Annotated in this window: 30 protein-coding genes, 1 tRNA gene and 1 pseudogene; 10 read left to right on the forward strand and 22 right to left on the reverse strand. The window is 66.8% G+C overall.

Annotated elements, in window-relative coordinates:
• Positions 1 to 43 precede the first annotated feature (43 nt).
• From ACFVJ3_RS03750 to ACFVJ3_RS03770, 5 genes are all read left to right on the forward strand, one after another.
• Complete coding sequence (locus tag ACFVJ3_RS03750) at positions 44 to 859, forward strand: class I SAM-dependent methyltransferase (RefSeq protein ID WP_378450780.1); 816 nt, start codon at positions 44 to 46, stop codon at positions 857 to 859.
• 136 nt (positions 860 to 995) lie between these two features.
• On the forward strand, positions 996 to 2,069 hold the full coding sequence (locus ACFVJ3_RS03755; RefSeq protein ID WP_378450781.1) for an aromatic ring-hydroxylating dioxygenase subunit alpha: 1,074 nt from the start codon (positions 996 to 998) through the stop codon (positions 2,067 to 2,069).
• Positions 2,070 to 2,087: 18 nt separating this feature from the next.
• Positions 2,088 to 2,303: a hypothetical protein gene (locus ACFVJ3_RS03760; protein ID WP_378450872.1), complete on the forward strand. Its 216-nt coding sequence runs from the start codon at positions 2,088 to 2,090 to the stop codon at positions 2,301 to 2,303.
• Between the two features lie 16 nt (positions 2,304 to 2,319).
• Complete coding sequence (locus tag ACFVJ3_RS03765; RefSeq protein ID WP_378450782.1) at positions 2,320 to 3,279, forward strand: PDR/VanB family oxidoreductase; 960 nt, start codon at positions 2,320 to 2,322, stop codon at positions 3,277 to 3,279.
• Positions 3,280 to 3,295: 16 nt separating this feature from the next.
• Complete coding sequence (locus ACFVJ3_RS03770) at positions 3,296 to 4,048, forward strand: IclR family transcriptional regulator (protein WP_378450783.1); 753 nt, start codon at positions 3,296 to 3,298, stop codon at positions 4,046 to 4,048.
• On the opposite strand, the gene ACFVJ3_RS03775 is transcribed toward ACFVJ3_RS03770, so the two are convergent.
• A complete protein-coding gene (locus tag ACFVJ3_RS03775) occupies positions 4,014 to 4,511 on the reverse strand; it encodes an RrF2 family transcriptional regulator (RefSeq protein WP_378450784.1) in 498 nt (165 codons plus the stop codon). The genes ACFVJ3_RS03770 and ACFVJ3_RS03775 overlap by 35 nt on opposite strands.
• Positions 4,512 to 4,645: 134 nt before the next feature.
• Between ACFVJ3_RS03775 and ACFVJ3_RS03780 the strand changes: the two are divergent.
• A pseudogene (locus ACFVJ3_RS03780) lies at positions 4,646 to 5,606 on the forward strand (sterol desaturase family protein).
• On the opposite strand, the gene ACFVJ3_RS03785 reads toward ACFVJ3_RS03780, so the two are convergent.
• Positions 5,538 to 6,221 (reverse strand): YceI family protein, encoded by a 684-nt coding sequence (locus tag ACFVJ3_RS03785; RefSeq protein WP_378450785.1) that lies wholly within the window; start codon positions 6,219 to 6,221, stop codon positions 5,538 to 5,540. The pseudogene ACFVJ3_RS03780 and the gene ACFVJ3_RS03785 sit on opposite strands and share 69 nt — an antisense overlap.
• Before the next feature lie 220 nt (positions 6,222 to 6,441).
• Here ACFVJ3_RS03785 and ACFVJ3_RS03790 point away from each other — a divergent pair, with 220 nt between their 5' ends.
• Positions 6,442 to 7,911 carry an FAD-dependent monooxygenase gene (locus ACFVJ3_RS03790; RefSeq protein ID WP_378450786.1) on the forward strand — a complete coding sequence of 490 codons (1,470 nt, stop codon included), beginning with the start codon at positions 6,442 to 6,444 and terminating at the stop codon, positions 7,909 to 7,911.
• Positions 7,912 to 8,212: 301 nt separating this feature from the next.
• Here the strand turns inward: ACFVJ3_RS03790 and ACFVJ3_RS03795 are convergent, their stop codons facing one another.
• The 14 genes from ACFVJ3_RS03795 to ACFVJ3_RS03860 all read right to left on the reverse strand — a co-directional run bounded on the left by ACFVJ3_RS03795 (position 8,213) and on the right by ACFVJ3_RS03860 (position 16,310).
• Positions 8,213 to 8,551, reverse strand: coding sequence for a hypothetical protein (locus tag ACFVJ3_RS03795; RefSeq protein ID WP_378450787.1), 339 nt, complete (start codon positions 8,549 to 8,551; stop codon positions 8,213 to 8,215).
• A 77-nt stretch (positions 8,552 to 8,628) separates the two neighbouring features.
• Complete coding sequence (locus ACFVJ3_RS03800) at positions 8,629 to 8,883, reverse strand: hypothetical protein (protein ID WP_378450788.1); 255 nt, start codon at positions 8,881 to 8,883, stop codon at positions 8,629 to 8,631.
• The gene (locus ACFVJ3_RS03805) at positions 8,883 to 9,239 is read right to left on the reverse strand and encodes a hypothetical protein (RefSeq protein ID WP_378450789.1); all 357 of its coding nucleotides are present in this window, start codon (positions 9,237 to 9,239) and stop codon (positions 8,883 to 8,885) included. Before ACFVJ3_RS03805 ends, ACFVJ3_RS03800 begins: the two co-directional genes overlap by 1 nt.
• A gap of 359 nt (positions 9,240 to 9,598) precedes the next feature.
• Positions 9,599 to 9,766, reverse strand: a complete 168-nt coding sequence (locus ACFVJ3_RS03810) for a hypothetical protein (protein ID WP_378450790.1) — start codon at positions 9,764 to 9,766, stop codon at positions 9,599 to 9,601.
• Positions 9,767 to 9,771: 5 nt separating this feature from the next.
• Complete coding sequence (locus ACFVJ3_RS03815; protein WP_378450791.1) at positions 9,772 to 10,392, reverse strand: hypothetical protein; 621 nt, start codon at positions 10,390 to 10,392, stop codon at positions 9,772 to 9,774.
• A gap of 106 nt (positions 10,393 to 10,498) precedes the next feature.
• The gene (locus ACFVJ3_RS03820; RefSeq protein ID WP_378450792.1) at positions 10,499 to 10,879 is read right to left on the reverse strand and encodes a hypothetical protein; all 381 of its coding nucleotides are present in this window, start codon (positions 10,877 to 10,879) and stop codon (positions 10,499 to 10,501) included.
• Entirely contained in the window at positions 10,876 to 11,454 is a 579-nt protein-coding gene (locus ACFVJ3_RS03825) for a hypothetical protein (protein WP_378450793.1), read from the reverse strand. The genes ACFVJ3_RS03820 and ACFVJ3_RS03825 overlap by 4 nt, the downstream gene beginning before the upstream one ends.
• 166 nt (positions 11,455 to 11,620) lie before the next feature.
• A complete protein-coding gene (locus ACFVJ3_RS03830) occupies positions 11,621 to 12,397 on the reverse strand; it encodes a hypothetical protein (protein ID WP_378450794.1) in 777 nt (258 codons plus the stop codon).
• Complete coding sequence (locus ACFVJ3_RS03835; RefSeq protein WP_378450795.1) at positions 12,394 to 12,681, reverse strand: WhiB family transcriptional regulator; 288 nt, start codon at positions 12,679 to 12,681, stop codon at positions 12,394 to 12,396. The genes ACFVJ3_RS03830 and ACFVJ3_RS03835 overlap by 4 nt, the downstream gene beginning before the upstream one ends.
• Entirely contained in the window at positions 12,678 to 12,833 is a 156-nt protein-coding gene (locus tag ACFVJ3_RS03840) for a hypothetical protein (RefSeq protein ID WP_378450796.1), read from the reverse strand. The genes ACFVJ3_RS03835 and ACFVJ3_RS03840 overlap by 4 nt, the downstream gene beginning before the upstream one ends.
• Positions 12,830 to 15,334: a DUF3987 domain-containing protein gene (locus tag ACFVJ3_RS03845; RefSeq protein WP_378450797.1), complete on the reverse strand. Its 2,505-nt coding sequence runs from the start codon at positions 15,332 to 15,334 to the stop codon at positions 12,830 to 12,832. Before ACFVJ3_RS03845 ends, ACFVJ3_RS03840 begins: the two co-directional genes overlap by 4 nt.
• Complete coding sequence (locus ACFVJ3_RS03850) at positions 15,331 to 15,555, reverse strand: hypothetical protein (RefSeq protein ID WP_378450798.1); 225 nt, start codon at positions 15,553 to 15,555, stop codon at positions 15,331 to 15,333. Before ACFVJ3_RS03850 ends, ACFVJ3_RS03845 begins: the two co-directional genes overlap by 4 nt.
• Before the next feature lie 297 nt (positions 15,556 to 15,852).
• Positions 15,853 to 16,095 carry a hypothetical protein gene (locus ACFVJ3_RS03855; protein WP_378450799.1) on the reverse strand — a complete coding sequence of 81 codons (243 nt, stop codon included), beginning with the start codon at positions 16,093 to 16,095 and terminating at the stop codon, positions 15,853 to 15,855.
• On the reverse strand, positions 16,092 to 16,310 hold the full coding sequence (locus ACFVJ3_RS03860; RefSeq protein ID WP_378450800.1) for a helix-turn-helix transcriptional regulator: 219 nt from the start codon (positions 16,308 to 16,310) through the stop codon (positions 16,092 to 16,094). Before ACFVJ3_RS03860 ends, ACFVJ3_RS03855 begins: the two co-directional genes overlap by 4 nt.
• Before the next feature lie 102 nt (positions 16,311 to 16,412).
• Here ACFVJ3_RS03860 and ACFVJ3_RS03865 point away from each other — a divergent pair, with 102 nt between their 5' ends.
• Together ACFVJ3_RS03865 and ACFVJ3_RS03870 are read left to right on the forward strand one after the other, a co-directional pair.
• On the forward strand, positions 16,413 to 17,060 hold the full coding sequence (locus ACFVJ3_RS03865) for a hypothetical protein (RefSeq protein ID WP_378450801.1): 648 nt from the start codon (positions 16,413 to 16,415) through the stop codon (positions 17,058 to 17,060).
• Positions 17,047 to 18,159: a tyrosine-type recombinase/integrase gene (locus tag ACFVJ3_RS03870; RefSeq protein ID WP_378450802.1), complete on the forward strand. Its 1,113-nt coding sequence runs from the start codon at positions 17,047 to 17,049 to the stop codon at positions 18,157 to 18,159. Before ACFVJ3_RS03865 ends, ACFVJ3_RS03870 begins: the two co-directional genes overlap by 14 nt.
• A 56-nt stretch (positions 18,160 to 18,215) precedes the next feature.
• On the opposite strand, the gene ACFVJ3_RS03875 is transcribed toward ACFVJ3_RS03870, so the two are convergent.
• The 4 genes from ACFVJ3_RS03875 to ACFVJ3_RS03890 all read right to left on the reverse strand — a co-directional run bounded on the left by ACFVJ3_RS03875 (position 18,216) and on the right by ACFVJ3_RS03890 (position 19,701).
• A tRNA-Ser gene (locus ACFVJ3_RS03875) sits at positions 18,216 to 18,306 on the reverse strand.
• A 55-nt stretch (positions 18,307 to 18,361) separates the two neighbouring features.
• The gene (locus tag ACFVJ3_RS03880; RefSeq protein WP_378450803.1) at positions 18,362 to 18,553 is read right to left on the reverse strand and encodes a CsbD family protein; all 192 of its coding nucleotides are present in this window, start codon (positions 18,551 to 18,553) and stop codon (positions 18,362 to 18,364) included.
• 138 nt (positions 18,554 to 18,691) lie between these two features.
• Positions 18,692 to 19,150 (reverse strand): nucleoside deaminase, encoded by a 459-nt coding sequence (locus ACFVJ3_RS03885; protein WP_005561213.1) that lies wholly within the window; start codon positions 19,148 to 19,150, stop codon positions 18,692 to 18,694.
• Between the two features lie 11 nt (positions 19,151 to 19,161).
• Positions 19,162 to 19,701 (reverse strand): tRNA adenosine deaminase-associated protein, encoded by a 540-nt coding sequence (locus tag ACFVJ3_RS03890; RefSeq protein WP_378450804.1) that lies wholly within the window; start codon positions 19,699 to 19,701, stop codon positions 19,162 to 19,164.
• Positions 19,702 to 19,750: 49 nt separating this feature from the next.
• On the opposite strand from ACFVJ3_RS03890, the gene ACFVJ3_RS03895 reads away from it, so the two are divergent.
• Complete coding sequence (locus ACFVJ3_RS03895) at positions 19,751 to 20,719, forward strand: prephenate dehydrogenase (protein ID WP_378450805.1); 969 nt, start codon at positions 19,751 to 19,753, stop codon at positions 20,717 to 20,719.
• 49 nt (positions 20,720 to 20,768) lie between these two features.
• Here the strand turns inward: ACFVJ3_RS03895 and ACFVJ3_RS03900 are convergent, their stop codons facing one another.
• Complete coding sequence (locus ACFVJ3_RS03900; protein ID WP_005248751.1) at positions 20,769 to 21,356, reverse strand: putative glycolipid-binding domain-containing protein; 588 nt, start codon at positions 21,354 to 21,356, stop codon at positions 20,769 to 20,771.
• Positions 21,353 to 22,450 (reverse strand): hypothetical protein, encoded by a 1,098-nt coding sequence (locus tag ACFVJ3_RS03905; RefSeq protein ID WP_378450873.1) that lies wholly within the window; start codon positions 22,448 to 22,450, stop codon positions 21,353 to 21,355. Before ACFVJ3_RS03905 ends, ACFVJ3_RS03900 begins: the two co-directional genes overlap by 4 nt.
• Positions 22,451 to 22,459 lie beyond the last annotated feature (9 nt).

Below are 22,459 nucleotides of genomic sequence, written 5' to 3' on the forward strand. Positions count from 1 at the left end.
CGCAGCACTGTGTCGGGAGTCACCGCGGCGTTACGGTGGATTCATGTCCGATCCGACGGCGCCACTGTCGTTCCGGGCGGACGAGATCGACCGCGCCGCCCTGGACCAACTCGCCGCCGTCCTCGACCTGCAAGCCGCGCGGCCGGGAATCCGGCGACTGCGCGAGTGGTCGTTTGCCGCCCTGCAGGTGCAGCCGGGCGAAAGCGCTCTCGACATCGGATCGGGCACGGGGTCGGAGACGCGTGCCCTCGCCGCCGCGGTCACCGCGTCGGGTCGCGCGATCGGGCTCGATCCGAATCCCGGCATGGCCCTCCTCGCCCGGGAGCGGACCGAGGCGGAGGGCTCGACCGCGCAGTTCGTGATCGGCGACGCGTATTCGCTGCCGTTCCCCGACAACCGCCTCGACGTCGTGCGGTGCGAGCGGGTGTTCCAGCACCTGAGCGAGCCGGACCGCGCGGCGGCGGAAGTGGCCCGCGTTCTGCGCCCCGGCGGGCGCGGCGTCATCGTCGACAGCGACTGGGGCACGGCGATCATGCACCCCGGCGATCCCCTGATCCTGCAGAAGATCATGGACGTGATGCTGTCCCACACCGCGAACCCGCACTCCGGACGGCTGCTCTCGGGGCAGCTCACGTCCGCCGGACTCGTCGTCGAGGACATCGGCACTGAGGCGTTGATCCAGGATCCGGGCGACGTGACCGGCCCACTCGTCCAGATGATGACCGCCGCCGCGATCGCCGAGGGAGCGATCACCGACGTGCAGAGCGTCGAGCTGCTGGACCAGTTGAACGCCGCCGCCCGCAGCGGCGACTTCCACATGTCGGTGACGATGTTCGCGTATCTCGTTCGCAAGCCCTGACGAAACCCTTCCGACATTCGGAAACCGAGTGCGGTGGATCACCTCCGGTGCCGCACAGTGGTGGAGACGACGCTGACGCCTCACCGAGTCCGGCGTCACGAATAACGCAGCAGCCCAGCATATTCCGGAGGCCCACATGTCCACGATCGCCCGCAACCAGTGGTACGTCGCAGCCTACGGCCGTGAGGTCGGACGCGAACTGTTCTCACGCACCATCTGCGAGGAGCCGATCCTGTTCTGGCGGACCGAGGCCGGCGAGGCCGTCGCGATGAGCGACCGGTGCGTGCACCGCCGCTACCCGCTGTCCGAGGCGCCGAGCCGGCTCGACGGCGACAAGGTGGTCTGCGGCTATCACGGTTTCACCTATGGCAGCGACGGCGGTTGCGTGTTCGTGCCCGGCCAGGCGCGTGTTCCCCGTACCGCCCGGCTGCGCTCGTACCAGGTGGTCGAGCAGGACTCGTTCGTGTGGGTCTGGATCGCCGACCCCGAGAATCCCGAGCAGGGCGACCCGACCCGCATCCCCCGCGCACCGTGGATGGACTCCCCCGACTACACCGTGGTGTCCGGCATGGAACCGATCGACTGCAACTACGGCCTGCTCGTCGACAACCTGATGGACCTCTCGCACGAGACGTACCTGCACGGCGGCTACATCGGTACTCCCGAGGTTGCGGAAACCCCGATCACCACGGAGATCGACGAGGACCGGAACGTCATCTACGTGTCCCGGCACATGGACGACGCCGAGTGCCCGCCGTTCTACTCGAAGTCCACCGGCATCGAGGGACGCATCACCCGCTGGCAGGACATCGAGTACACGCCGCCGTGCCTGTACCTGCTGCACAGCCGCATCGCCCCGATCGGCGCACCGCTGCCCGGCGACGACGGCACCGACCCGCACGCGTTCCACAGCGAGATCGTCTACGCGATCACTCCGTCGACGGAGAATTCCACCCTCGACTTCTGGGCCGTTGCCCGCGACTTCGCGCTCGGCGACGACGCCGTCACCACATTCCTCGCCGAGAACAACCGGACCGTCGTGATGCAGGACGTCGTGGCTCTGAACATCCTGCAGCAGGCCCTCGACACGGAGAAGGACGGCTACCAGGAACTGTCGATCAACATCGACGCCGGCGGCCTCGGCGCACGCCGGATCCTGAAGAAGCTGGTCGACGCGCCGCAGGCCGTCACCGCCGCGGCGGTGGGCTGAGCCGTGGAACCCACCAGGATGCTCCGCGGCACCAACGTGATGCGCATTGTCTGGCTTCCGGGGTCGGACCTGCTCGAGGGCGAGTGCCACTGCGGCGCGCGCCACGTGGCGGAAGAACCCGCCGCCCTCTGGGAGTGGTTGCTCGCCCACCCCGAGGGACACCACCCCGCCGATCCGCCGGTGCCCGCCACGCCGCTGCCCGCGGCGCCGGAATCCGCTTCCGTTCCCGTCTGACCCCGGAGAGACCGCCATGCCTATCCCACCCGAACCCGTACTCGAGCTGGAGCTGACCACCAGGACCACCGGCGCCGACGGCGTCGTCGTCCTGGAGTTCCGCGACCCGTCCGGCTCCGACCTGCCCACGTGGACGCCGGGTGCGCACATCGATCTGGTGCTGACGCCGGAGCTCACCCGCCAGTACTCGCTGTGCGGCGACCCGGCCGACAATCGGATCTGGCGCGTCGCCGTGCTGCGGGAGGCGATGGGCCGCGGCGGCTCGCAGTTCGTGCACGACAAGCTGAGCGAGGGCGACCGCGTCACGGTCCGGGGACCGCGCAACCATTTCGAGCTCGAGCCGTCGCCGCGGTACGTGTTCGTCGCGGGCGGCATCGGGATCACGCCGATCCTCACCATGGCGCACGCCGCGGAGAACGCCGGCGCCGACTGGACCCTCGTCTACGGCGGGCGCAGCCGCAGTTCGATGGCGTTCGCCGACGCACTCGCCGAGCGGTTCGGCGACCGGGTGGTCGTGCACCCCGAGGACGAGCACGGCCTCATCGACCTACCGGGACTGCTCGGCGACGTCCGGGACAACACCCTCGTCTACTGCTGTGGGCCCGCGCCACTGCTCGACGCCGTCACCGGTCACTGCGACAGCTGGCCGTCCGGCGCGCTGCACATCGAACGCTTCGCGGCCAAGGATCTCGAGGAGCCGGTCCGGGCCGAGGGGTTCGAGGTGGAGCTGACACTCACCGGCAAGACCGTCACGGTGGCACCCGAGCAGTCGATCCTGCAGGCCGTCACCGCCGCAGGCGTCCAGGTGCTGTCGTCCTGCGAGGAAGGGACGTGCGGAACCTGCGAGACGGCCGTGCTCGGCGGTACTGTCGATCACCGGGATTCCCTGCTCACAGCGGACGAGCAGGCCGCCAACGACACCATGATGATTTGCGTCTCGCGTGCGAGCTGTCCACGCCTGACGCTGGAACTGTGAGACGGAGAACGAGCAAATGGCGATCACCGGATCGGTGACCATTCGCTCGTTGCGGCTCCTCGAGCTCTTCACCCCGACCACGCCGCGGCTGACCCTCAGCGATCTGTCACGTAAGTCGGGGTACCCGCTCAGCACCGTGCACCGGCTGACCAGCGACCTCATCGAATGGGGCGCCCTCGAACGTGACAGCAGCGGCCGCTTCACGGTCGGGCTCAAGCTGTGGGAGATCGCGTCGCTCGCCCCGCGCGGCACGATGCTGCGCGAACTGGCGATGCCGGTGATGGAGGACCTGTCACAGATCACGCGGGAGAACGTCCAGCTCGGCATCGCCGAGGGCACCGAGGTCGTGTTCGTCGAACGCATCGCCGGGCAGAAGGCCGTGCCCGTCCAGACCCGCGTCGGCGGCAGGTTCCCGCTGACGGCATCCGGCATCGGCCTGGCCCTGCTCGCGTACATGCCCGCCGACGTGCAGGAGCAGGTGCTGACCGGGCCGATCGAGAAGTTCACCGACCGGACCGTCACCGACCCCGTCGTACTGCGACGGACGCTCGCCGAGATCCGCCGATCCGAGGTCGCGATCAGTGATCGTCAGGTGACCCTGGACGCTGTCTCCGTCGCGGCGCCGATCTTCGAACGACCCGGAACGGCGGTCGCGGCCGTGTCGCTGGTGGTGTCGGCGGAGAACGCGTCGCTGAACGCGCTGGTCCCGCTGGTGCGTGCGGCCGGCCGGACGATCAGCCGCGCGCTGCGCCCTCGTCAGCCGTCGTAACCGGGCGGGTTCGACGCTCCCAGGCCCCCGGGTCGGACGTCAGCGCGGTGAGGAAACCCGGTAGCTGCTCGTTCGCCACGTCCGCCAGGCTCACGTTCTCGAGCACGGCCCGCAGGTTCACCCGCACCGCGATCCACACGTCCTGCAATTTGGCCGCCGGCCCGCAGTAGTCGACGTCCTCGGGGCGCTCCCCCCGCACCGACGCCAGCGGACCTTCGACGGTCCGGATGACGTCGGCGATCGTGATGTCCTCCGCCGGACGGGCCAGCCAGTAGCCGCCGTCGGGTCCGCGTCTGCTGTTGACCAGTCCCCCGCGCCGGAGGTCGGCGAGGACGGCCTCGAGGAACTTGTGCGGAATGGTCTGCGACTGTGCCAGGAACTCGGCCTTGGACGGGGACGGCCCGGCAGCGGCCAGTTCGATCAGCGTCCGCACGGCGTAGTCCACCTTTGCGGTGATGTGCACACCGAATTCCTACCATCCAAGTATGAAAACGGGCAACTCACCCCCGCACCGGACGACCGTGCGAGCTGGATAGTGACACGTGTCACCGCGGAGTACATTGAACTGGACGATCGTCTTGTGTGGAGGAAAGCAGTATGTGGGAGACCGTGACGTCGGCGTGGAATTCGACGCTGCTGACGCCCCTGCACGAGCCGGTGACGCTGGCCATCCCGGCCTTCGTGCTGTTCCTCGCCATCGAATGGTTCGCGGCCCGGAACCTCGAGGACGCGACGTTCGACCCCGACGGTCGGTCCCGCCCGGTGCGCGGAGGTTACGAGCGCCGCGACGCGCGGGCGAGCGTGGCGATGGGCGCCGTGTCCATCCTGACGACGACGTTCTGGAAGCTGCTGGCCCTGATCGGGTACTCCGCCATCTGGGTGTACCTCGCGCCGTGGCACCTACCCGCGGACACCTGGTACACGTGGGTGATCCTCATCCTCGGCGTCGACGCGCTGTTCTACGCGTATCACCGGATGGCGCACCGCATCCGCCTGATCTGGGCGACGCACCAGGCGCACCATTCGAGTGAGTACTTCAACTTCTCCACCGCGCTCCGCCAGAAGTGGAACAACAGCGCCGAAATCCTGATGTGGATTCCGTTGCCGCTGATCGGCATTCCGCCGTGGATGGTGTTCATCGGATTCTCCGTGAACCTCGTCTACCAATTCTGGGTCCACACCGAGCGCATCGGCACGCTGCCCCGGCCCATCGAGTTCGTGTTCAACACGCCCTCACACCACCGCGTCCACCACGGCTGCGACCCCGAATACCTCGACCGCAACTACGCCGGCATCCTCATCGTGTGGGACCGGATGTTCGGCACATTCCAACCCGAAACCCACCGCCCCACCTACGGACTCACCAAACCGGTGGGCACCTACAACATCTGGAAACTGCAGACCCACGAATACGGCGCCATCGTCCGGGATTGGCGCCGGGCGTCGCGACAAGCTCGGCTACGTGTTCGGGCCGCCCGGCTGGGCGCCGTCAGGAACGCGCGAAACTGACGAGGAAGTCGACCGTGCCGTTGCCGTCCACGGTCACGAAGCCCAGTGACGGCGGCGTCACACCGAAGTCCGTCCAGGTCACCGGGATGCTGCCCGAGGCGATGAGGTCGTCGCCGGAGCGCAGCACGTCGATGTCGACGGACACCGGACGCGACTGCCCCTTGAGCGTCAACGTGCCCTGGGCGGTGACCGTCCCCACGGAACCGTCCGCAGGCAGCCCGGACAGATCGACGGGGGAATCGACTGTGAACGTGGCGGTCGGGAACGTGCTCGTGTCCATCACGTTGCCGCGGAACTGGTTGTCGCGGCGGGACTGATCGGTCGCGATGGTCGCCACCTGCACGGTCACCTCGCCCGCGGTGAGTTTCTCGCCCTCGACGGTCGCGTTGCCGGTCACGTCGCCGGTCGACCCGACCACCGTGACGCTGGCGCCGTTGAGGATCTCGTGGACGGTGTACCCCGCGGCCGTCTGGTTGGAGCCCTGACCCGGCGTGACGGTCCACTGCCCGTCGACCGATCCGGTGGCCGCCTCCGCGCCCTCGGTCGACACCGAGGCCGCCGGTGCGTCGTCCTCTGCGATGAACTGGCCGTAGAACCACGGGCCCACCAGCACCGCGATCACGACGATGACGACTGCGCCGACCAACCACCACAGCTTTTTCATGAGATCAGGCTAGTTGCAGCTTCAATGGATGTCACTCGGCACGACCTGGGAGAGCACTGTGAACAACGGTCACGGGACGATGGAATCGATGTAGCCGCCGTCGACCCGCACCGCCGCACTTTCAGGATATCGCCGCGAGGAGGTCTTGCCGCAAGACCCGTGGTGTGCCATACGCTGCTCGGCTGTGCCCATCAGCGGGGCATCACGAGAAGGGGACGAGATGGCAGATGTGATCGTCGTGGGGAGCGGTCCGGCCGGAATGATGCTGGCCGGTGAGTTGGCCCTGGCGGGCGTTGATGTGGCGATCATGGAGCGGCGCCCGACAGGAGAATTGACGGAATCCCGTGCGGGTGGCTTCCACTCCCGCACCATCGAGATCCTCGACCAGCGTGGGATCGCCGATCGATTCCTGGCGGCGGGGCAGACGGCGCAGACCGCCCGATTCGGCAGCACAGTTCTGGATATCAGCGACTTTCCGACGCGGCACCCGTATGGGCTCGGCCTGTGGCAGAGACGGATGCAACCGATCCTCGAGGGCTGGATCGACCAGCTCGGAGTGCCCGTTCATCGCGGCCGTGAGGTGGTCGGTTTCGTCCAGGACGAAACCGGTGTCGATGTCGGCCTCGCTGATGGCGAGAAGGTCCGAGCGAAGTATCTCGTCGGCGCTGACGGCGGCCGCAGCGTGATCCGCAAGACTGCGGGTATCGACTTCCCCGGCTGGGACGCGACCCGCAGCAACCTGATCGCCGAAGTGGAAGTATCCGAGGAACCCCCGTCCGGTATCCGTCAAGACGAGACCGGGGTCCACGGCTTCACTTTGATGGAAGACGGGCGCACCTACCGTGTCATCACGACGCAGCGGCAGCTGAGCTCGGGGGACGAACCCACATTGACCGACCTCAGCGATGCTCTCGACGCGGTGTACGGAACAGACTTCGGAATCCACACACCAACCTCGATGTCCAGGTTCACCGACGCGACCCGGCAGGCCGCGACCTATCGGAAGGGGCGCGTGCTGCTCGTCGGCGATGCCGCCCACATCCACTATCCCGCCGGCGGTCAAGGGATCGGTCTGGGCATCCAGGACGCCGTCAACCTCGGGTGGAAGCTCGCACAGGTGGTCGATGGCATCTCACCCGAATCCCTACTGGACACCTACCACGCGGAGCGGCACCCGGTCGGTGCCCGCGCGCTCGCGCACTCGATGGCACAAACAGTCCTGCAGCGCCAGGACGCACGGACCGCGGCACTCGCTGAAACCGTCAACGAACTGATGTCGATGGATCAGCCTCGCAAGCACGTCGCCGCACTCATCCACGGCCTCGACATCGCCTACGACCTCGGGGAGGGACATCCCCTCCTCGGACGTCGCATGCCAGACCTCGACCTCGACCTCGACACCGGAGACGGTCCGTCACGGGTCTTCACGCTCCTCCACGACGCCGAGCCGATACTGCTCAACCTGGCCGAGCCGGGCCACCTCGACGTCACCCCATGGGCCGAGCGAGTGCGCCTGGTCGATGCCCGGTGCACCGCCGCCTGGCGACTGCCCATCGTCGGCGACGTGGCACCCCCTACCGCAGTATTGATCCGCCCGGATGGATATGTCGGCTGGGTGGGACAGGGAACCGACCAAGGGCTGACAGACGCGCTCACCCTCTGGTTCGGCCCCGGGTTGTCGAGCCGATGACAATCATCCCCAGGGCCGGTGGTGAGCCGAGTCGATGCAAATGTCTGTGCCCCTTCCCTCCAGGACACGCTGACGAACAATCCCGGCCCGGATGCACAAAAAAACTCCCCACCTGCGTGTGCAGGTGGGGAGCTTTGGCGGTGGCGGAGGGATTTGAACCCTTCTGGACATCGAGGTCAGACTACGAAATTGGCGTCTACCTGCGTTCTTACGTCACTCCGCTTCACGGTGAATCACCGTGTTTCGTGGCCAAGTGTGGCCAAATTGTGGTCACGCCCGATCGCGTTCGCCAGTCCCGCCGCTACAGCAGCGACGACGGCGCGACTTCTAGCACCTCGGCGATATCGACGAGCGACTCCAAGGACATCGGCCCCGGTCGCTCGAGCCACTCCAGGAGGGTATCTGTCGATTCACCCACGGCGGCCGCGAGAGTGCCCACGCCGATGCCGATTCTCTGCATCTGCTCGACGATGCTGGTAGCAGGCTTCTCGGTTGCCCGCGGTGCCTCGAGCTTCACCTTCCGGAACTCGGACTTGATCCGATCCTCCTGGGTGATCGCGAGGGGGGTCGCACGGCTCATGGTCTCGTCGAGCCAGTCCTGCATCGCAGGAGTCCAGGTCGCGGTGGCGTTCTCGGTCAAGGCTCGTTCCTCAGTTCTGCGCAAAAGGGATGATGTTTCAACTATCGGTCATTCATATCGGGTGCGCCGATCGACAGCTATCCGTCGAGTTCTTCGGCGTACGCTGCCTCGGGGTCGTGCTCCCCACCGCCGAGAGGCCACAGCTTGAACCGGCGGACCCGACCGGCCGCGGCATGAATGGCGTCGAGTTCGGCCTCGATCTGTCGACCGGATCGGCCAGGACGATGCACCGGCGGCAACGGCCGGGAGGTCAGCTCCCGGATACGGTCCCGCTCGGCCCGGGTGAACTCGCGGCGGCCGCCGGACTTCGGCGCATCGGCAACGCGGGCCATTACCCGGCGCCCCGGTCCCAGCGAGAGCGAGCGGCGCGCTGGTGGCGAGCCGACTTGGCCGGACCGACACCCTCCGGGTTGAGCTTCGCGACCAGGTCAACGACCTGGCGGTCGAGCATCCGCAATTCCGCGGACAGCTTGACCACGGTCGCCGGATTCTGCTCGCCGGCCATCTCGGACGCGAACAGCTTCCGCACGTGCTCTGCGCGGTCTACGGTCTCGCCGGCCCGCTCCAGAATCGCCTCCTCTGCTTCACTCCAGACGAGTGTCTGACCCTGATCGGACGACGCACGGGCCAGTGCGTCATTCTGCGCTTTGACCAGCCGTTTTCCGGCGGTCGTTTTCGGTGCTCTCACGGCCTATTCCTTCCGAATCTCAAGAGTCTGGTTGCAGTGCAGCCGGTGGCTTGCCCTATGTCATCCGGGGGAAGTCGACCCGGGGGGAAGGGGTGGGCCACCCCCCCGCCCCTGGTCACACCCCCCCGGGGGGTTCGTTTCAGCGGCCCTCACGCTGCCCCGGTGTGCTGACTGGTCAGCATGTTCGCCTGGTTGATCGTGACTGCGATTGTGTCCCAACCACATTCACACGTGATGCGGAACTGCACGCGGTATGGGCCTAGCAGGTGGAACTGTGTGACCTGGAATCGGTGGCCGGGGTGGTCGTCACTGCGAGCGACCACCACCGGCCCCCATCCGCCTATCCGTACGACCACTGGTCAGTCCGTCGTGCCCTGGTCGCGCTCGGCCTTGACCCGCTCTGCCTCGACACGAGCCGCTTCCGCGTACTTCCGTCGCTGGGCAGCGATGGACTCGACGATCCGGCGAGGCCGATCGGTGAACTGCTCGCCGAACTGGTCACCGAACTTGCTCGGCACATCCTGCATCTGTCTCAGTCCTCACCGAGCAGAGCGCTCACGATGCCGGTGACCGTGTGGCGCGCGGTCGTCGTGAGTCCGTTGTCTCGGGTGATGCGGTACTGGTCGAGCTTCGGGTGTACGTCGACGATGAAGGTCTCAGCGGTAGCGCTGTAGCCCGCACCATTCAGCCAGTCGAACGTAGCCAATCCTGCCACTGCCTCCTCGAGCGCTGCGGACAGTGCAGCTGCAGCCTCGTCGACCTTCTGCCTCGCCTCAGGTCCAGGCCTCGCGGCGTCGACTGCTGCGGTGGCTGCCTCGTCCAGGTCACCAGTGATTGCACGGACGGCGGCCTGGTGTGCAGCGATCGCCCGGACGGCTGCGTCGCGGTCGGCGTCGAGCTTGGCCGCGGCGGCGGGTGCGGGGATCGTCTTGCCTGCGCGGGCAGCCTTCGCTGCAGTCTCGGCGTCGGTGGCCTGGGCCTCGATGTCGCGCTCACGGTGTCCGAGGTGCTCCGATTCACGCTGTGCGGTGCGAAGCCGGTCCTTCGCGGTGTCCAGCTCGGTCAGCAGCTTTGCTACATCCGCGGGCAGCGCGTCGGCCGGCGGGCGGTGGGCGGGCGAGAATCGGTCTCCGCCTCGGGTAATGGCTCTCATGCTTCATGCTCCTTCGGGTTAGGGAATGCTTCGTCGAGCAGTTCGTCGAGTTCGTCGTCGGTGAGGGCCGCCAGGTAGTCGGCGACCTCTCGCCTCGTCGGTGGTGTCACGCTGCGTTCCGTCCGTCGATGTGGTCCTGCACGGCCTGTCGGTCGAGGACCCAGCGGCCGCCGGAGAGTCGGCCGTCGAGCTGCGGTGCCAGGCGTCGGGCCTGGCGATTGCTGCAGTTGAGCATCCGGGCCGCCTCCTCGGTGGTGATCCACTCGGTTGTTCGTGTCCCAGTGTTGCTGTTGCCCAATGCTTTACCGTCCGATTGTCCGCTGTCGGCCAGCTCGGCAGCGAGTTCGGCGAGATGCGCGGGGACACGCAGCCCGTTGCGGTGCCGTGAGGTGACCGCGACGACCACGGCGTAACGCAGGGCTTCAACCGCGCTACCGGTGAGCAGTAGTACGTCCGGGGCGAGCCGTTGCACGGGTGGCCTGTTCATCGCCGAACCCCCTCGGCCGCCAGGGCGCCAATGCCGACGACGCCGGAATGAGTGAGTGGGTTTGTGATGCTCGGGGCGCCGCCCGCCGTCGAGGTTCTGTGAGCGCGCTCTACTGCACGTAGCACGGGCTCGAGAAGTCCCACGTGGATGGGAACGCCGTAGGTATCGGAGAGCTGACCTCCGCGCTTCCGAATCTCCGAGTCGATGACAATGGCCGCAATTCGCACGCTCGCTGCCCGCCAGACCTTCGCGCCACCGAACTTCGGTTCAATTGGTGCGTCGACAATCCTGCCCATCGGCTCCACCAGCGTCAGGACCGGCATCGGAAAGTCCGAGCTGTACCCCCTCTCGAACACCGTGTGTCGATACGTCTCCCGGATCATGGCGCTGGCGTCTTCGACGAAGTAGATCCCACATCGGCAGTTCGGCCCGGGAACGTCTGTGCATCCGTACGTGGCGCATTCGGCAGTGATTATCGGGGATTGGTACGAGTCGCACGCCCCCCACTTCGAGGTCAGGTATCCGTCTTCGTTGAGGGACCACATCCGCCAGCCACCCCGGGGCACGGGCGTCATAGCGTTTCTCCCGCTGCCTCAGAGGCGTCATGCAGGGCATCGGCCAGGGCGCGAGCCTCGGTCGTTGTCATGGCGATGTGCAGTCCGGCGAGGCGGAGCAGGACCGGCCTCGTTGCCTCAAGATCGGTCGTGACCTGCGTTCGAACGTTCCGCGCATGCAGTTTCATCAACTTCCCTCGCCTTCGAGTGCAGCGGTGATTTGATCGACGACGGACGGGAGCGCGGCAACCGGGACGATCAGCAGATTTGGATTCTTGACGACCGGGATGTGCCCCGGGGTGGCGGTCGGGCAATAGATCAAGGACTTCGGCGGGACACCGACCCCCGTAGGTACCGAGTACTTCGCGCCCAGCTCCACAGCCAGCGCCCCCGGGTCGTCGACGAGCCCGAGGTGGGGCACCCAGAGCTGCCGGATAGTGGCGGTCTCCGCTCGGTACTCCGGGAACACGGTGTCATTTCGTGGATCAATGAAGGTGGTATCGAGCACGACGTCGCCCGCGAGTTCCACCCGACCCAGAATCAACGTGAGGTGTGGCGTCTCCTGGTGGAACTTGACGGCCATTTTCAGCAACCGGCGAGCGGTGTTGGCGTATTGATTATCTGGATCGGCATAGACGCCACAGCTGCAGTTCGCCCCGGGTGGCGTGTGGTCCGACGCGCTGCAGCTTGCTCGGATCGACGTTTCTGTCCAGGGGACGCCGATTCGACTCCTAACCCTGCTCTCGACGTATGGAGAGCGGAGGACGGCATCCTCGGTCGTGTCGACCGACCAGATTCGCCAACCGAAGGCGGTGCCTGATGGGTTCTCGATCCCGAGCGCGTTGGCGACATTGATTGAGTGCGCGTTGGCGGGGGCGATCCCGGGCGCGGTGTCGACGTCGATGCCGGGCGTGCTGGCGACATTGATTCCGAGCGTATTGGCGATGCTGCTTGCAAATGTCATGCGATGGCCTTCCGGGTCGTGAACTTCTCAGGTGTTTCTCGGAGGCGCCCCGCCCACACTCCAGTGCTGACGTGCTCGGCGGCAGCGGAGTGGCAGGCAGCCCGGACGGGGCATCCGCGGCAGACGCGGCGCGCGGCGTCGAGACGGTCGGCCCGGTCCTCGTCCGACTCGCCATCGATTGCGTCGTCGAACCACGGCGCCCGACCGGCACAGGCCGCCCCCTCGAGGTCTGGGTTCACCAGAGCCTCGAGGAGAGGGGGCAGTTGGTTCTTGCGGGGGGTCATGCGGTCCCCCAGACGAACGCAGCGAGCTCGCGGGCACGGTCCAGGTCTCCGTGTTGAACGGCGTCGCGGAGAGCGAGCAGTATTTCCAGGTTGTCGTCCCTGATCTCGGTCATCGGCACCAGGGTCACCGTGCGCTTGTCGTTGTCGGTCATGCTGCGTCTCCTCCAATGCGGTCGCCTGAGCCGAGCCACTGTCCCGGCTTACGTCCCGGTGTGTGGACGATCGGCGCCGAGGTCGGGTCGACCGCCGGCGGCGTGACGAGGCACTCGACGTGCGCCGAGATGCGCGGGTTGCAGGGCTCGTCGCACACCTTGCACAGGTGCTCAGGGGTAGCCGCAATATCCGCAATATCCGCAGAATTGGCGTTATGGCTGGTCAACGACGATTCGCCCTGCGCTGCAGAACGGTCCGCAATATCCGCAATATCCGCAGAATTGCTGACCGCCGACGTGCGCTTTCCCTGATTCTGCGTATTGCGCGTATTTTGCGGCGAGGGTTCAGCGCTCCACACACTCGGATGAACCCGGTACTTCGGCGACGGGCGACGGCCTCGGCCGGACCGCTCCTCGGGCTCGACAGGTTCGATCCACCCGAACTCGACCAGCAGATTCAGCGCCGGTCGCGCGTCGTCGATCGTGGGCAGCCACGACCGTGCAGAGGTGGTCACGAGATCACGTTCTGAGAAGATCCCGAACTTGTCCGGACCGCGACGCTCGACGAGTTTCATAATTCGACGAGCCATTGCCCGCTCGTCACTCCCCCGCGCCATACCGTCGAACACGTGCAGCGCGTGAGTCGTGAAGTACTCGGCGAAGCGGACACCCGCGCGCATCGCCTCCACGCTGATCTCGGTAGACCGGCTCTCGGTGACGTGAATCAGGCCAGCGATGCGGATAGCTGCACCGACCACCTTTGATGCCCACCCTCGAATGTGGGCGAGATCGGCCCCGTCGGCGAGGCGTGACTCGACTTCGCGCGCATACCTGAGCCGCTCGGCGTCCGCGTCATCGGTGAGTGTGAGCACCTGGACGTCATCGCGGGCACGTAGTCGGGTGGCGAGGTCGGTAACCGTCTGGGCGTACAACGCTTGTGCGGCCTGGTCGAGCGGCTGTGTGTCGACCTCGCGATGCCCCACACGCGAAGTCGGCCAGGCGTAGAGGAACCGCGCCATCAGTCCGGAGTCGTGAAACAGCTTGTTCCCTGACGCGGTGGCCAGGACTCCCGGCTGGATCATCAGCGCCAACGTGAGTGCGGGGCTGTTGATGAACTCGGAAGGCCGGCCTTTCCGGTCGACCCTGATCCGATCCCCCGCATGTGCTTTGAGGAACGCAGACAGGTCGGGATTGCTGTCGTACCGTCCAGCGAACGTGTTGAACAGTCCACCCTCGGCGGAGATGATCGCCAGTTTCCCGCCTTGATCGGCGAGCAGGGACACCATCGCTTCCGGCGTCACGTCATCAGCGATGATGCGGGGCAGGCTCGGAACGGTCATCTCAGCGGCAGCGGCGGCCAGCCCAGTGGCATCGGCGGTGAGCTTGATCCTCTTGTCAGCGTCGGCGGCGTTGCCCGCATCACGTTTGGCCTTCTCTGCTGCCTTCTCGGCGATCTCCTTGAGCGTTTGCGCCTCGGCAACCAACGGGGCCTTCTGCTCGGCGAGCACTTGCTCGAGGTCGTGCAGCGGCTTGGCCATCGCTTCCGATACCGACGACTTGCGCTCACCGGGTTCGGCGATCACCAGTGGCCAGACGTTCACAGGCTCCCGGTACCCGACTCTCGGCTCTACCTCCACGTATCCGCCAGCGGCAGCCGAGAGCGCACCGAGCGCCATCGCGCCCGCCATGCCCGCGTTCACCTGCGACGACTCGGCGACGGTGCGGACCATCGCGGCGATCGACTCCGGCAGCGCGTCGACGGGGAAGTCGAGAAGGTCGACAGCCCGATCGAGTGGCGTGGGCAATTCTGCGGATTCTGCGTATTTTGCGGTGGGGCTATCGACCACCTGAAACTCGTCGAGTCCGTGCCCCGCGGCGATGTGGTCGGCGGCGTCCTTGCCTGTCGCGGCCTGGACCATGACGACCGCTTCGGCGATCGGCTCCACGATCTCGAGCACGTCGGTGGCATGCCTCAGCCCGGGCTCGTCGTTGTCCGCGACGATCACCACTGTGTGACCGGTCAGCGGCGACCAGTCGAATTTGGCCGCCTTGCCCGCACCCATTGCCGAGCAGACCGCGACAGCTCCCACGGACTCGAGGGCGTGAACGTCCTTCTCCCCCTCGACGACGTAGACCGGAATGCCGGTCTGGTGCTCTGCGAGCAGCTCGGCCCGGTAAAGCGCCGAGCCTTGCGTGTTCCCTGCCTGGCGGAACTTCTTTGTGGGAGTGCGGAAGACGGTGCGCCCGTCCGAGTAGCTGTAGCTTGCGCCCTTCGGATCGTCGAACAGGTCAGCCATCTTGAGTCCGAGTTCAGCCAGAACCGCGTCCTTGTCGTCGGCGTGGCTGTTCATCAGCACCTGGCCGGCGATCTGCCGAAACGTGATCGAGCGGTCAGTCGGCGAGTGGCCGGGCGCCTGGGCAGAAGCCGTGTCGCCGGCCCCGTCCTTCCAGGCGAGTCCCTGGTCGCGCCAGTGGTCACGCAGCCTGTCGATAGCGGTCACGCCGCCTCCCCACTGCCCTTGGTCTTCTCCGTGCGACGCCAGACGCGTGCCGGTGAGTCCCAGTTACCGGGTACAGCACGCGGCCCATAGGCGTAGAACTCGATGTATCCACGCCGATTCAGTTCACGGATGACAGCGCCGAGACGGCATGCCTTGTCGTCGACGTACCCGGGCAGTAGCTCCCCGAGTTGCGCAGCGGTGAACTGGGCTCCGACTGTCATTCCCGAGAGCGCCTGCACGGCGAGCGGGATGAGGTCAGAGTGGGCGCCTGCCAGGGCCTTAGCGGTCCCGGCTGACGTAAGATTTGACTCAGGCATTTCTGGTGCCCTTTCGCTGGTCACGGCCGGGGCGGGGAGAGAGTCCCCCGCCTCGGACAGCTTTTTCAACTGGTTCGGTTGCGTCGGGCCTGTTGAAAAGCGTTGCGGCTCAGGCCTAGTCAGGCCGCCCCGAGAACTCACATATCAGCCACGTGAGGCTTTGCATCGCGAGCACGGCCGCGAGGACGAGTTCGGTCGTGGTCACAAGCCCTCCCGAAACTCGGCCTCGGCGGCGGTCGGGATGTCCGATAGGGTGGCCACAGAATCTGCTCCTACTTCTCGGTTGGTGTGGTTCGCTTCGCCCTCGATGCCCTGGCCGGCATCGGGGGCGCTTTCGTCGTTCGGGCGGGGCTCGTAGTCGTGCTCGACGCCGAGCAGGTGATGCAGTCGTCGCGGGTAGTCGCACCGCAGGCAGGTCGGCTCGTCGCCGAAGTAAAGGCTCACGCCGCTCCCGGCCGCTCGTCGGTGCGCTGCATCGCCTGGGCGTCGACCCACGAATACACATCAGCCCAGTCGTAGAGCACCCGCTTGCCGAGCTTTCTGAACTTCGGGCCCGTGCCCTTGTAGCGCTCCTGTGCGAGGGCCGCCACGGTGATGCGCCGGTACGCGGCAACTTCTTGCGGAGTAGCCAGCGGGACTCGCTTGTCTGCCTCGGTCATTTCAACTCCCTCTCAGGCTTCGGATTTCCGAAGCTCTAGGAAGATGAGAGCACATCACTACAGGTCTCGTCAAGCTTCGGATTTCCGAGTACTGTGACGGCCATGAACTCGAAGGACTTCGCCACCGTTGCCGATATCGTCGGCCGCAATGCGCAACGACTGCGCGGTGACCACAAGATCGAGGACGTCGCGATTCAAGCGCGAGCGCTTGGGCTCAGATGGAATTCCGGTCGTGTTTCGGACCTAGAGCGAGGTCGGATAAGTCCAACTCTTCCAACGCTTTTCGCGCTCGCCAACGTCCTCAGTGCAGTAACCGAGAAGCAGGTTTCGGTTGCGGATCTAGTCCGGACTCGCGAGTGGGTGGCGGTGACTGATCGAATGGTCGTTCGCGGCGAACGGTTGGCGACTGCCCTCGAGGGCGGGCCAACTCGGATCGAAATGGAAGACATGTACGTCGACCCGCACGACGTCGCGGCTGCGATCCGGATCACGCGTGCGTCGGGGCTGAGGGGAGCGGTACCCCTTGCGAACGCCGTACGTGAAACAACCGAGGCGGAACACAAGATTGCCCGTTCGCTGGGGGTGTCACTGGCTCAGGTCGCACAGGCCGCGATGGATCTCTGGGGCAGGTCACTGACCGCGGAGCGGGATGACAGGGCCGGAACCGGCGCGAGCGCACAGAAGCGCGGGCGGGTGTCTCGCGAACTCAAGGCGGAACTGAGAGCGAGGCTCGAGCATGGCCACGATTGAGCCGTACGAGGCCAAGGCTGGGAAGCGCTACCGAGTCCGATATCGCACGCCAGACCACCGACAGACCACGAAACGCGGTTTCAAGACGAAGCGTGACGCCGAGGCCTTCGCGAACACGGTGGAGGTGCAGAAGCTCACCGGCGACTACGTCGCGCCGGCGCTCGGGCGGATCACGGTCAGCGAGCTGGCTCCCGCGTGGCTCGAGCGCAAGGCGGCCGACGTCGCACCGTCGAACTACCGAACCCTCGACTCGGCGTGGCGAACGCACGTAGCGCCCCGCTGGGCCTCCGCTCGAGTCGTCGAGATCGAGCCCGCCGCGGTCGAGCAGTGGATTGCGAGCATGTCGCGCACGGGTAGCGGGCCGACCACGGTCATTCGGGCCTATGGCGTCCTCGCGGGAATCCTTGACGACGCGGTGAAGTCGCGGCGACTGGCGAAGAATCCGGCCCGTGGTGTGGAGAACCTGCCCCGGAAGACGGGGAAGCGGCACGTCTACCTGTCTGCCGAGGACGTCGCACGATTGGCACACGAATCGAGGCAGCATCGCACGCTGGTGCTCACGCTGGCCTACACGGGGCTGCGATGGGGCGAAGCCGTCGCACTGAAGGTCCGCGACGTCGAGTTCCTGCGACGTCGCATCACCGTCCACGACAACGCAGTGCAGCTCGGCGTCGACCACGCGGAAGGGCTCACGAAGAGCAGGCGGACGCGGTCCGTCCCGGCCCCTCAGTTCATCCTGGACGTGCTTTCACAGCAGTGTGCGGGTAAGGACCCCACCGATCTCGTCTTTCCGGGCCCAGATGGTCACTACCTGCCGAGGCCGAAGTCGGACGGTGGCTGGTTCGTCGGCGCGGTGAAGCGCGCCAAGGTCCAGCAGATCACCCCACACGATCTACGCCACACGACAGCAAGCCTCGCGGTCTCCGCCGGCGTGAACGTCCTCGCGCTCGCCAGGATGCTCGGTCACACGTCAGCGAAAGTGACACTCGACACATATGCGGACCTGTTCGACAGCGATCTAGACGCCGTCGCGGTGACCATGAATGACGCCTATTCACCTGCGAGTGTGGTCAAAGTGTGGTCAAACGAGACCGCGTGACCATAGTCCGGAGGCACGAAAAAGGCCCCCACCTGGATTAACAGGTGGGGGCCTTCTGGCGGTGGCGGAGGGATTTGAACCCTCGGACGGGGGTTACCCGTCACACGCTTTCGAGGCGTGCTCCTTAGGCCGCTCGGACACGCCACCGCCGGTGACTTTACCGGATGTGACGCCCGAGCCCGAAATCGCCAGGTGAAGCCGTTTAAGTCAGCTTGTCCTTGAGGTTCTTGGCGGCGTCCTTGACCTTCTCGCCGGCATCCTTCACCGCCGACGACGCCTGGTCGGCCTTGCCCTCGTCGCGCAGGTCCGGATCGCCCGTGGCTTTGCCGGTGGCTTCCTTCGCGTGGCCCTTGAGGTCTTCCGCCTTGTTCGAAGCTTTGTCTGCGATTCCCACGAGATACCTCCGTGAATCCGATTTCGAACCCGGGGACGGGTCCGGCGGCGCCTCGTCGGCGCCTTTTTCCAGAGAAGCACGGGTCATGCGGACCCGGCCACATTGTGTCGAGTACCCCACGAAAGAGTTTGAAACCGGTCAGCGCCGTTCACGGAAGAAGTCTTCGAGGATTCCGGCGCATTCGTCCTCGAGAACACCGCCCCTGACCTGCGGTCGGTGGGTGAGACGGCGGTCACGGACCACATCCCACAGCGAGCCGACGGCGCCGGTCTTCGGCTCCCACGCCCCGAACACGACCCGGGAGATCCGGGCCAGCACGAGCGCGCCCGCACACATGGTGCACGGCTCCAGCGTCACCGCGAGCGTCGCCCCCTCGAGGCGCCACCCGTCGCCGTACACCCGTGCGGCGGCCCGCAACGCGATGATCTCCGCGTGGGCCGTCGGATCCGACATCGCCTCCCGCGAGTTCACGGCCCGCGACACCTCGACACCGTCGGCGTCGAACACCACCGCACCCACGGGCACGTCGGCATCGGTGGCGGCGCGGGCCGCCTCGATCGCCGCGCGGATCATCCGCTCGTCGTCCTGAAGAGTCACGGCGCGTGGAACTACCGGGGAAGCTTGTCGAGAACCCCGGCCAGCTCCGTGGTGAACCCGAGCCGCTGCGCGATCATCCCGAGCTGCTCGTCGGGATACAGGTCCGTCTCGGACGTGATGACAGCCAGAACGGGTTCGGGCAGACCGAGGTCGGCGAGCAACGACAGATCCCCTTCCTCCCACGGCTCGATGTCGTCGAGGTCGTCCGGATCGATGTCCGGGACCTCGATGTTGAGCGCCTCGAGAACGTCGGCGGCGATGTCGTAGTCGATGGCGGCAGTGGCGTCGGACAGCAGCAGACGAGTTCCCGACGGCGCAGGCCGGAGCACGACGAAGAATTCGTCGTCCACGTCCAGCAGACCGAAGAACGCGCCCGCGCTACGGAGGGCTCGAAGCTCCTCCTCCGCGACGCTGAGACTGGTCAGAGCAGCCGAAGTGAGGGCCTTGACCTTCCACCGGCCGTCCTCGTGTACTACCGCGACACCGAAGCCCTCCAGATCCTCTGCCCGATCCGACGAGGCGCTGTTGTTTTCCGCGCGCTGTGCACCCATGAGCGCAACGGTAGCCCGCGGGGTGCCGGTAAATGAAGTCCGCACTCGAATGTGCCAACCTGTTCGGGTGTCTGATACCCCTTCCGCACCCCCGGTGTGCGTGCTCGGCCTGGGCTTGATCGGCGGTTCACTGCTGCGTGCGGCGGTCCGGGCGGGCCGCGAAGCGTGGGGTCACAACCGATCCGCGCCGTCCGTCGACGCCGCCCGGGCGGACGGTTTCGACGCCGACACCGATCTGGTTGCGGTGCTCCAGCGTGCGTCGGCCGAGTCGGCGCTGATCGTGATCGCGGTCCCCGTGCCCGCCGTCGCCGCCACTCTCACCGCGATCGCCCTGTACGCACCGAACTGCTCGATCACCGACGTCGTCAGCGTCAAGGCGGAGGTCGCGGCGGCGGCTGCCCGTCAGGGACTCGCCGACCGCTACGTGGGCGGGCACCCGATGGCGGGAACGTCGGCGTCCGGGTGGAGCGTCGGCAGCGCCGACCTGTTCCGGGAGGCCGTGTGGGTGGTCGGCACCGACGACGGCGTCGACCCCGCCATCTGGACACAGGTGGCGCAGCTCGCGCTGGACTGCGGTTCCGTCGTCGTGCCCGCCGAGTCCGCCGAACACGACCGGGCGGTCGCGCGCATCTCACACCTGCCGCACCTACTGGCCGAGACCCTCGCGATCACCGGTGCCCGGGGCGGACCGCTGGCGCTCGGCCTGGCAGCCGGCTCGTTCCGCGACGGCACCCGCGTGGCCGGCAGTGCCCCCGGACTCGTCCGGGCCATGTGCGAGGGCAACCGGGACGCCCTGCTGATCGCCCTGGACGAGGCGCTGGTACTGCTGCAGGACGCGCGGACCGAACTGGCGGAACAGTCGTCGGCGGCGGCGCTCGTCGAGGCCGGTCACACCGCTCGCCTGACGTACGACAACCAGGAGACGTGGGAAATCACCGGCATCGTTCCCGGCCGCGAAGGCTGGATCGACGACATGCGTGATGCGGGTCGGCGAGGAGGGCGGCTCCGCCGCCTGTGAGCCTTTCTGGTTGCCGGAGCTACCAAAAAGGCGCACGAGCGCGGAGCGCCTAAATCCGTTCGGCCAGGCCCGGGTAGTCGATGATGAACCCGTCGCGGTCGACGGTCACCGAGGAACTCGACACCGGCGACAGCACGTGGATGCCGTCCGGACCGCTGCTGTAGGTGAGGATCGCGCCCTCGACCCGCAGGTCCAGCAGGTTCACGTAGACGACGGGGACCTCGACGTCCTCGGATCCGAGGTGCAGTCCGTACCGCCGGATGGGCAGGGCGTTGAAGAAGGGGCTGAGCACCATGTCGACGTCGAGGGCGCCGTCGAACGTGGACCGCTGGTGGTTGGCGCCGTGCTCCACCATCCACGTGCCCTCTTCGTCCCGGCTGATCGACATCTGCCGCTCGCCGGCCGCGACGGACGTCCGCAGCGACAGCCGGCGGGTGACGCCGCTTTCGTCGGTGACGAGGTCGTAGGACGCGCTGAACGCCGGATGCTCGGGGCACTCGCCGCCGATGATCCGGCCTGCTGCCTTGATGCGGTCGCCGTTGAGCTGGACGCGCACCGATTCCATTCGGGGTGCGTTGTCCGCCCGCCACGTCAGTACTGCGGGCCAGGTCGAGGCACCGGAGGCTTGGATGCTCACCTGTCTACGGTAAGCGACGACGGCTCCCGGGGTGGCAACGGGCCGAGTTTCGTTGCAGCAGAGTTGTCGAGAGCCAGTGCCCGGGCTCGTTCCGTGACCGCGATGCGCGACGAGAAAACGACGAGGGCGCCGAGTCCGACCGCCACGTTCAGCAGCGCCCCGAACTCCTGGGCGACGAAGTCGAACACCTCGGTGAGCAGCACCGTGACCAGGGCCGCGGCCCGCAGGAACTGCAGCGGCCACAGCTTCCCGTTCCGCAGTCGCACGATGGCCGACCAGCAGAGGACGAACGCGATCGCGGACCCGGTGAGCTGGCCGACCGTCGTGATGTCCGTCCCCTCGTCGCCGCGGAGGTCGTCGTCGAGCGTGATCACGGCACTGAGCAGTCCCAGGGTGGAGAACAGGGTGAGGAGTACGGCCGCGGTCCAGAGCATGCCGGGACCCTTGGCGAACGCGGGGGTCGCGCGCCGGGCGAGCTCCCGGGCCGTGGGCACGGTCCGGCCGTTCCGGTCCGGGCAGTGGGCGAGCAGATCCCGGACCGACGTCAGCGTCGCCTCGTCCGCGCCGGCGGCGGCCGCCCGGCGCAGCTGCGCCAGCGCCTGGTCCCGGCGTGCGCGGTCCAGGCCGCGGTCCAGGCCGGCGAGCGCGATGGCGGCCGCGTTGGCGACATCCTCGGTCGGGGTCGGCGGCCGGACGTCGTGCAGCGACCGGTTGACCAGCAGCAACACGACGATCACCACGTACATGATCGCGATGGACGGCCGGTAGAAGTAGTCGTTGGACTTGGTGACGAACTTGCCGATCTCGTCGAGGAACAATCCGAACCCGATGCCGCCGATCACGACGCCCAGGACGCGCGGTTTCATCCCGAGGAACGAGAACACGGTCACGAGCGCCACGACCATCCCGAGTCCGCCCCACAGGACGTGCGCGATGTGCAGCGACGAGCCCCCGACCTGTGGATAACCGGTGAGGTGAAGGTAGGCGCGGGTGAGCAGGATCGTGACGATCCCGATGATCACGAACGCTTCGACGAGGCCGCTGCCCTGAGCGTCGCGCAGGAGGTGCGACCGGTTCCGGAAACCCGAGATCATGGCGCCTCC

The sequence above is a fragment of the Rhodococcus sp. NPDC127593 genome, assembly GCF_042671975.1.
Lineage (GTDB): Bacteria > Actinomycetota > Actinomycetes > Mycobacteriales > Mycobacteriaceae > Rhodococcus_F.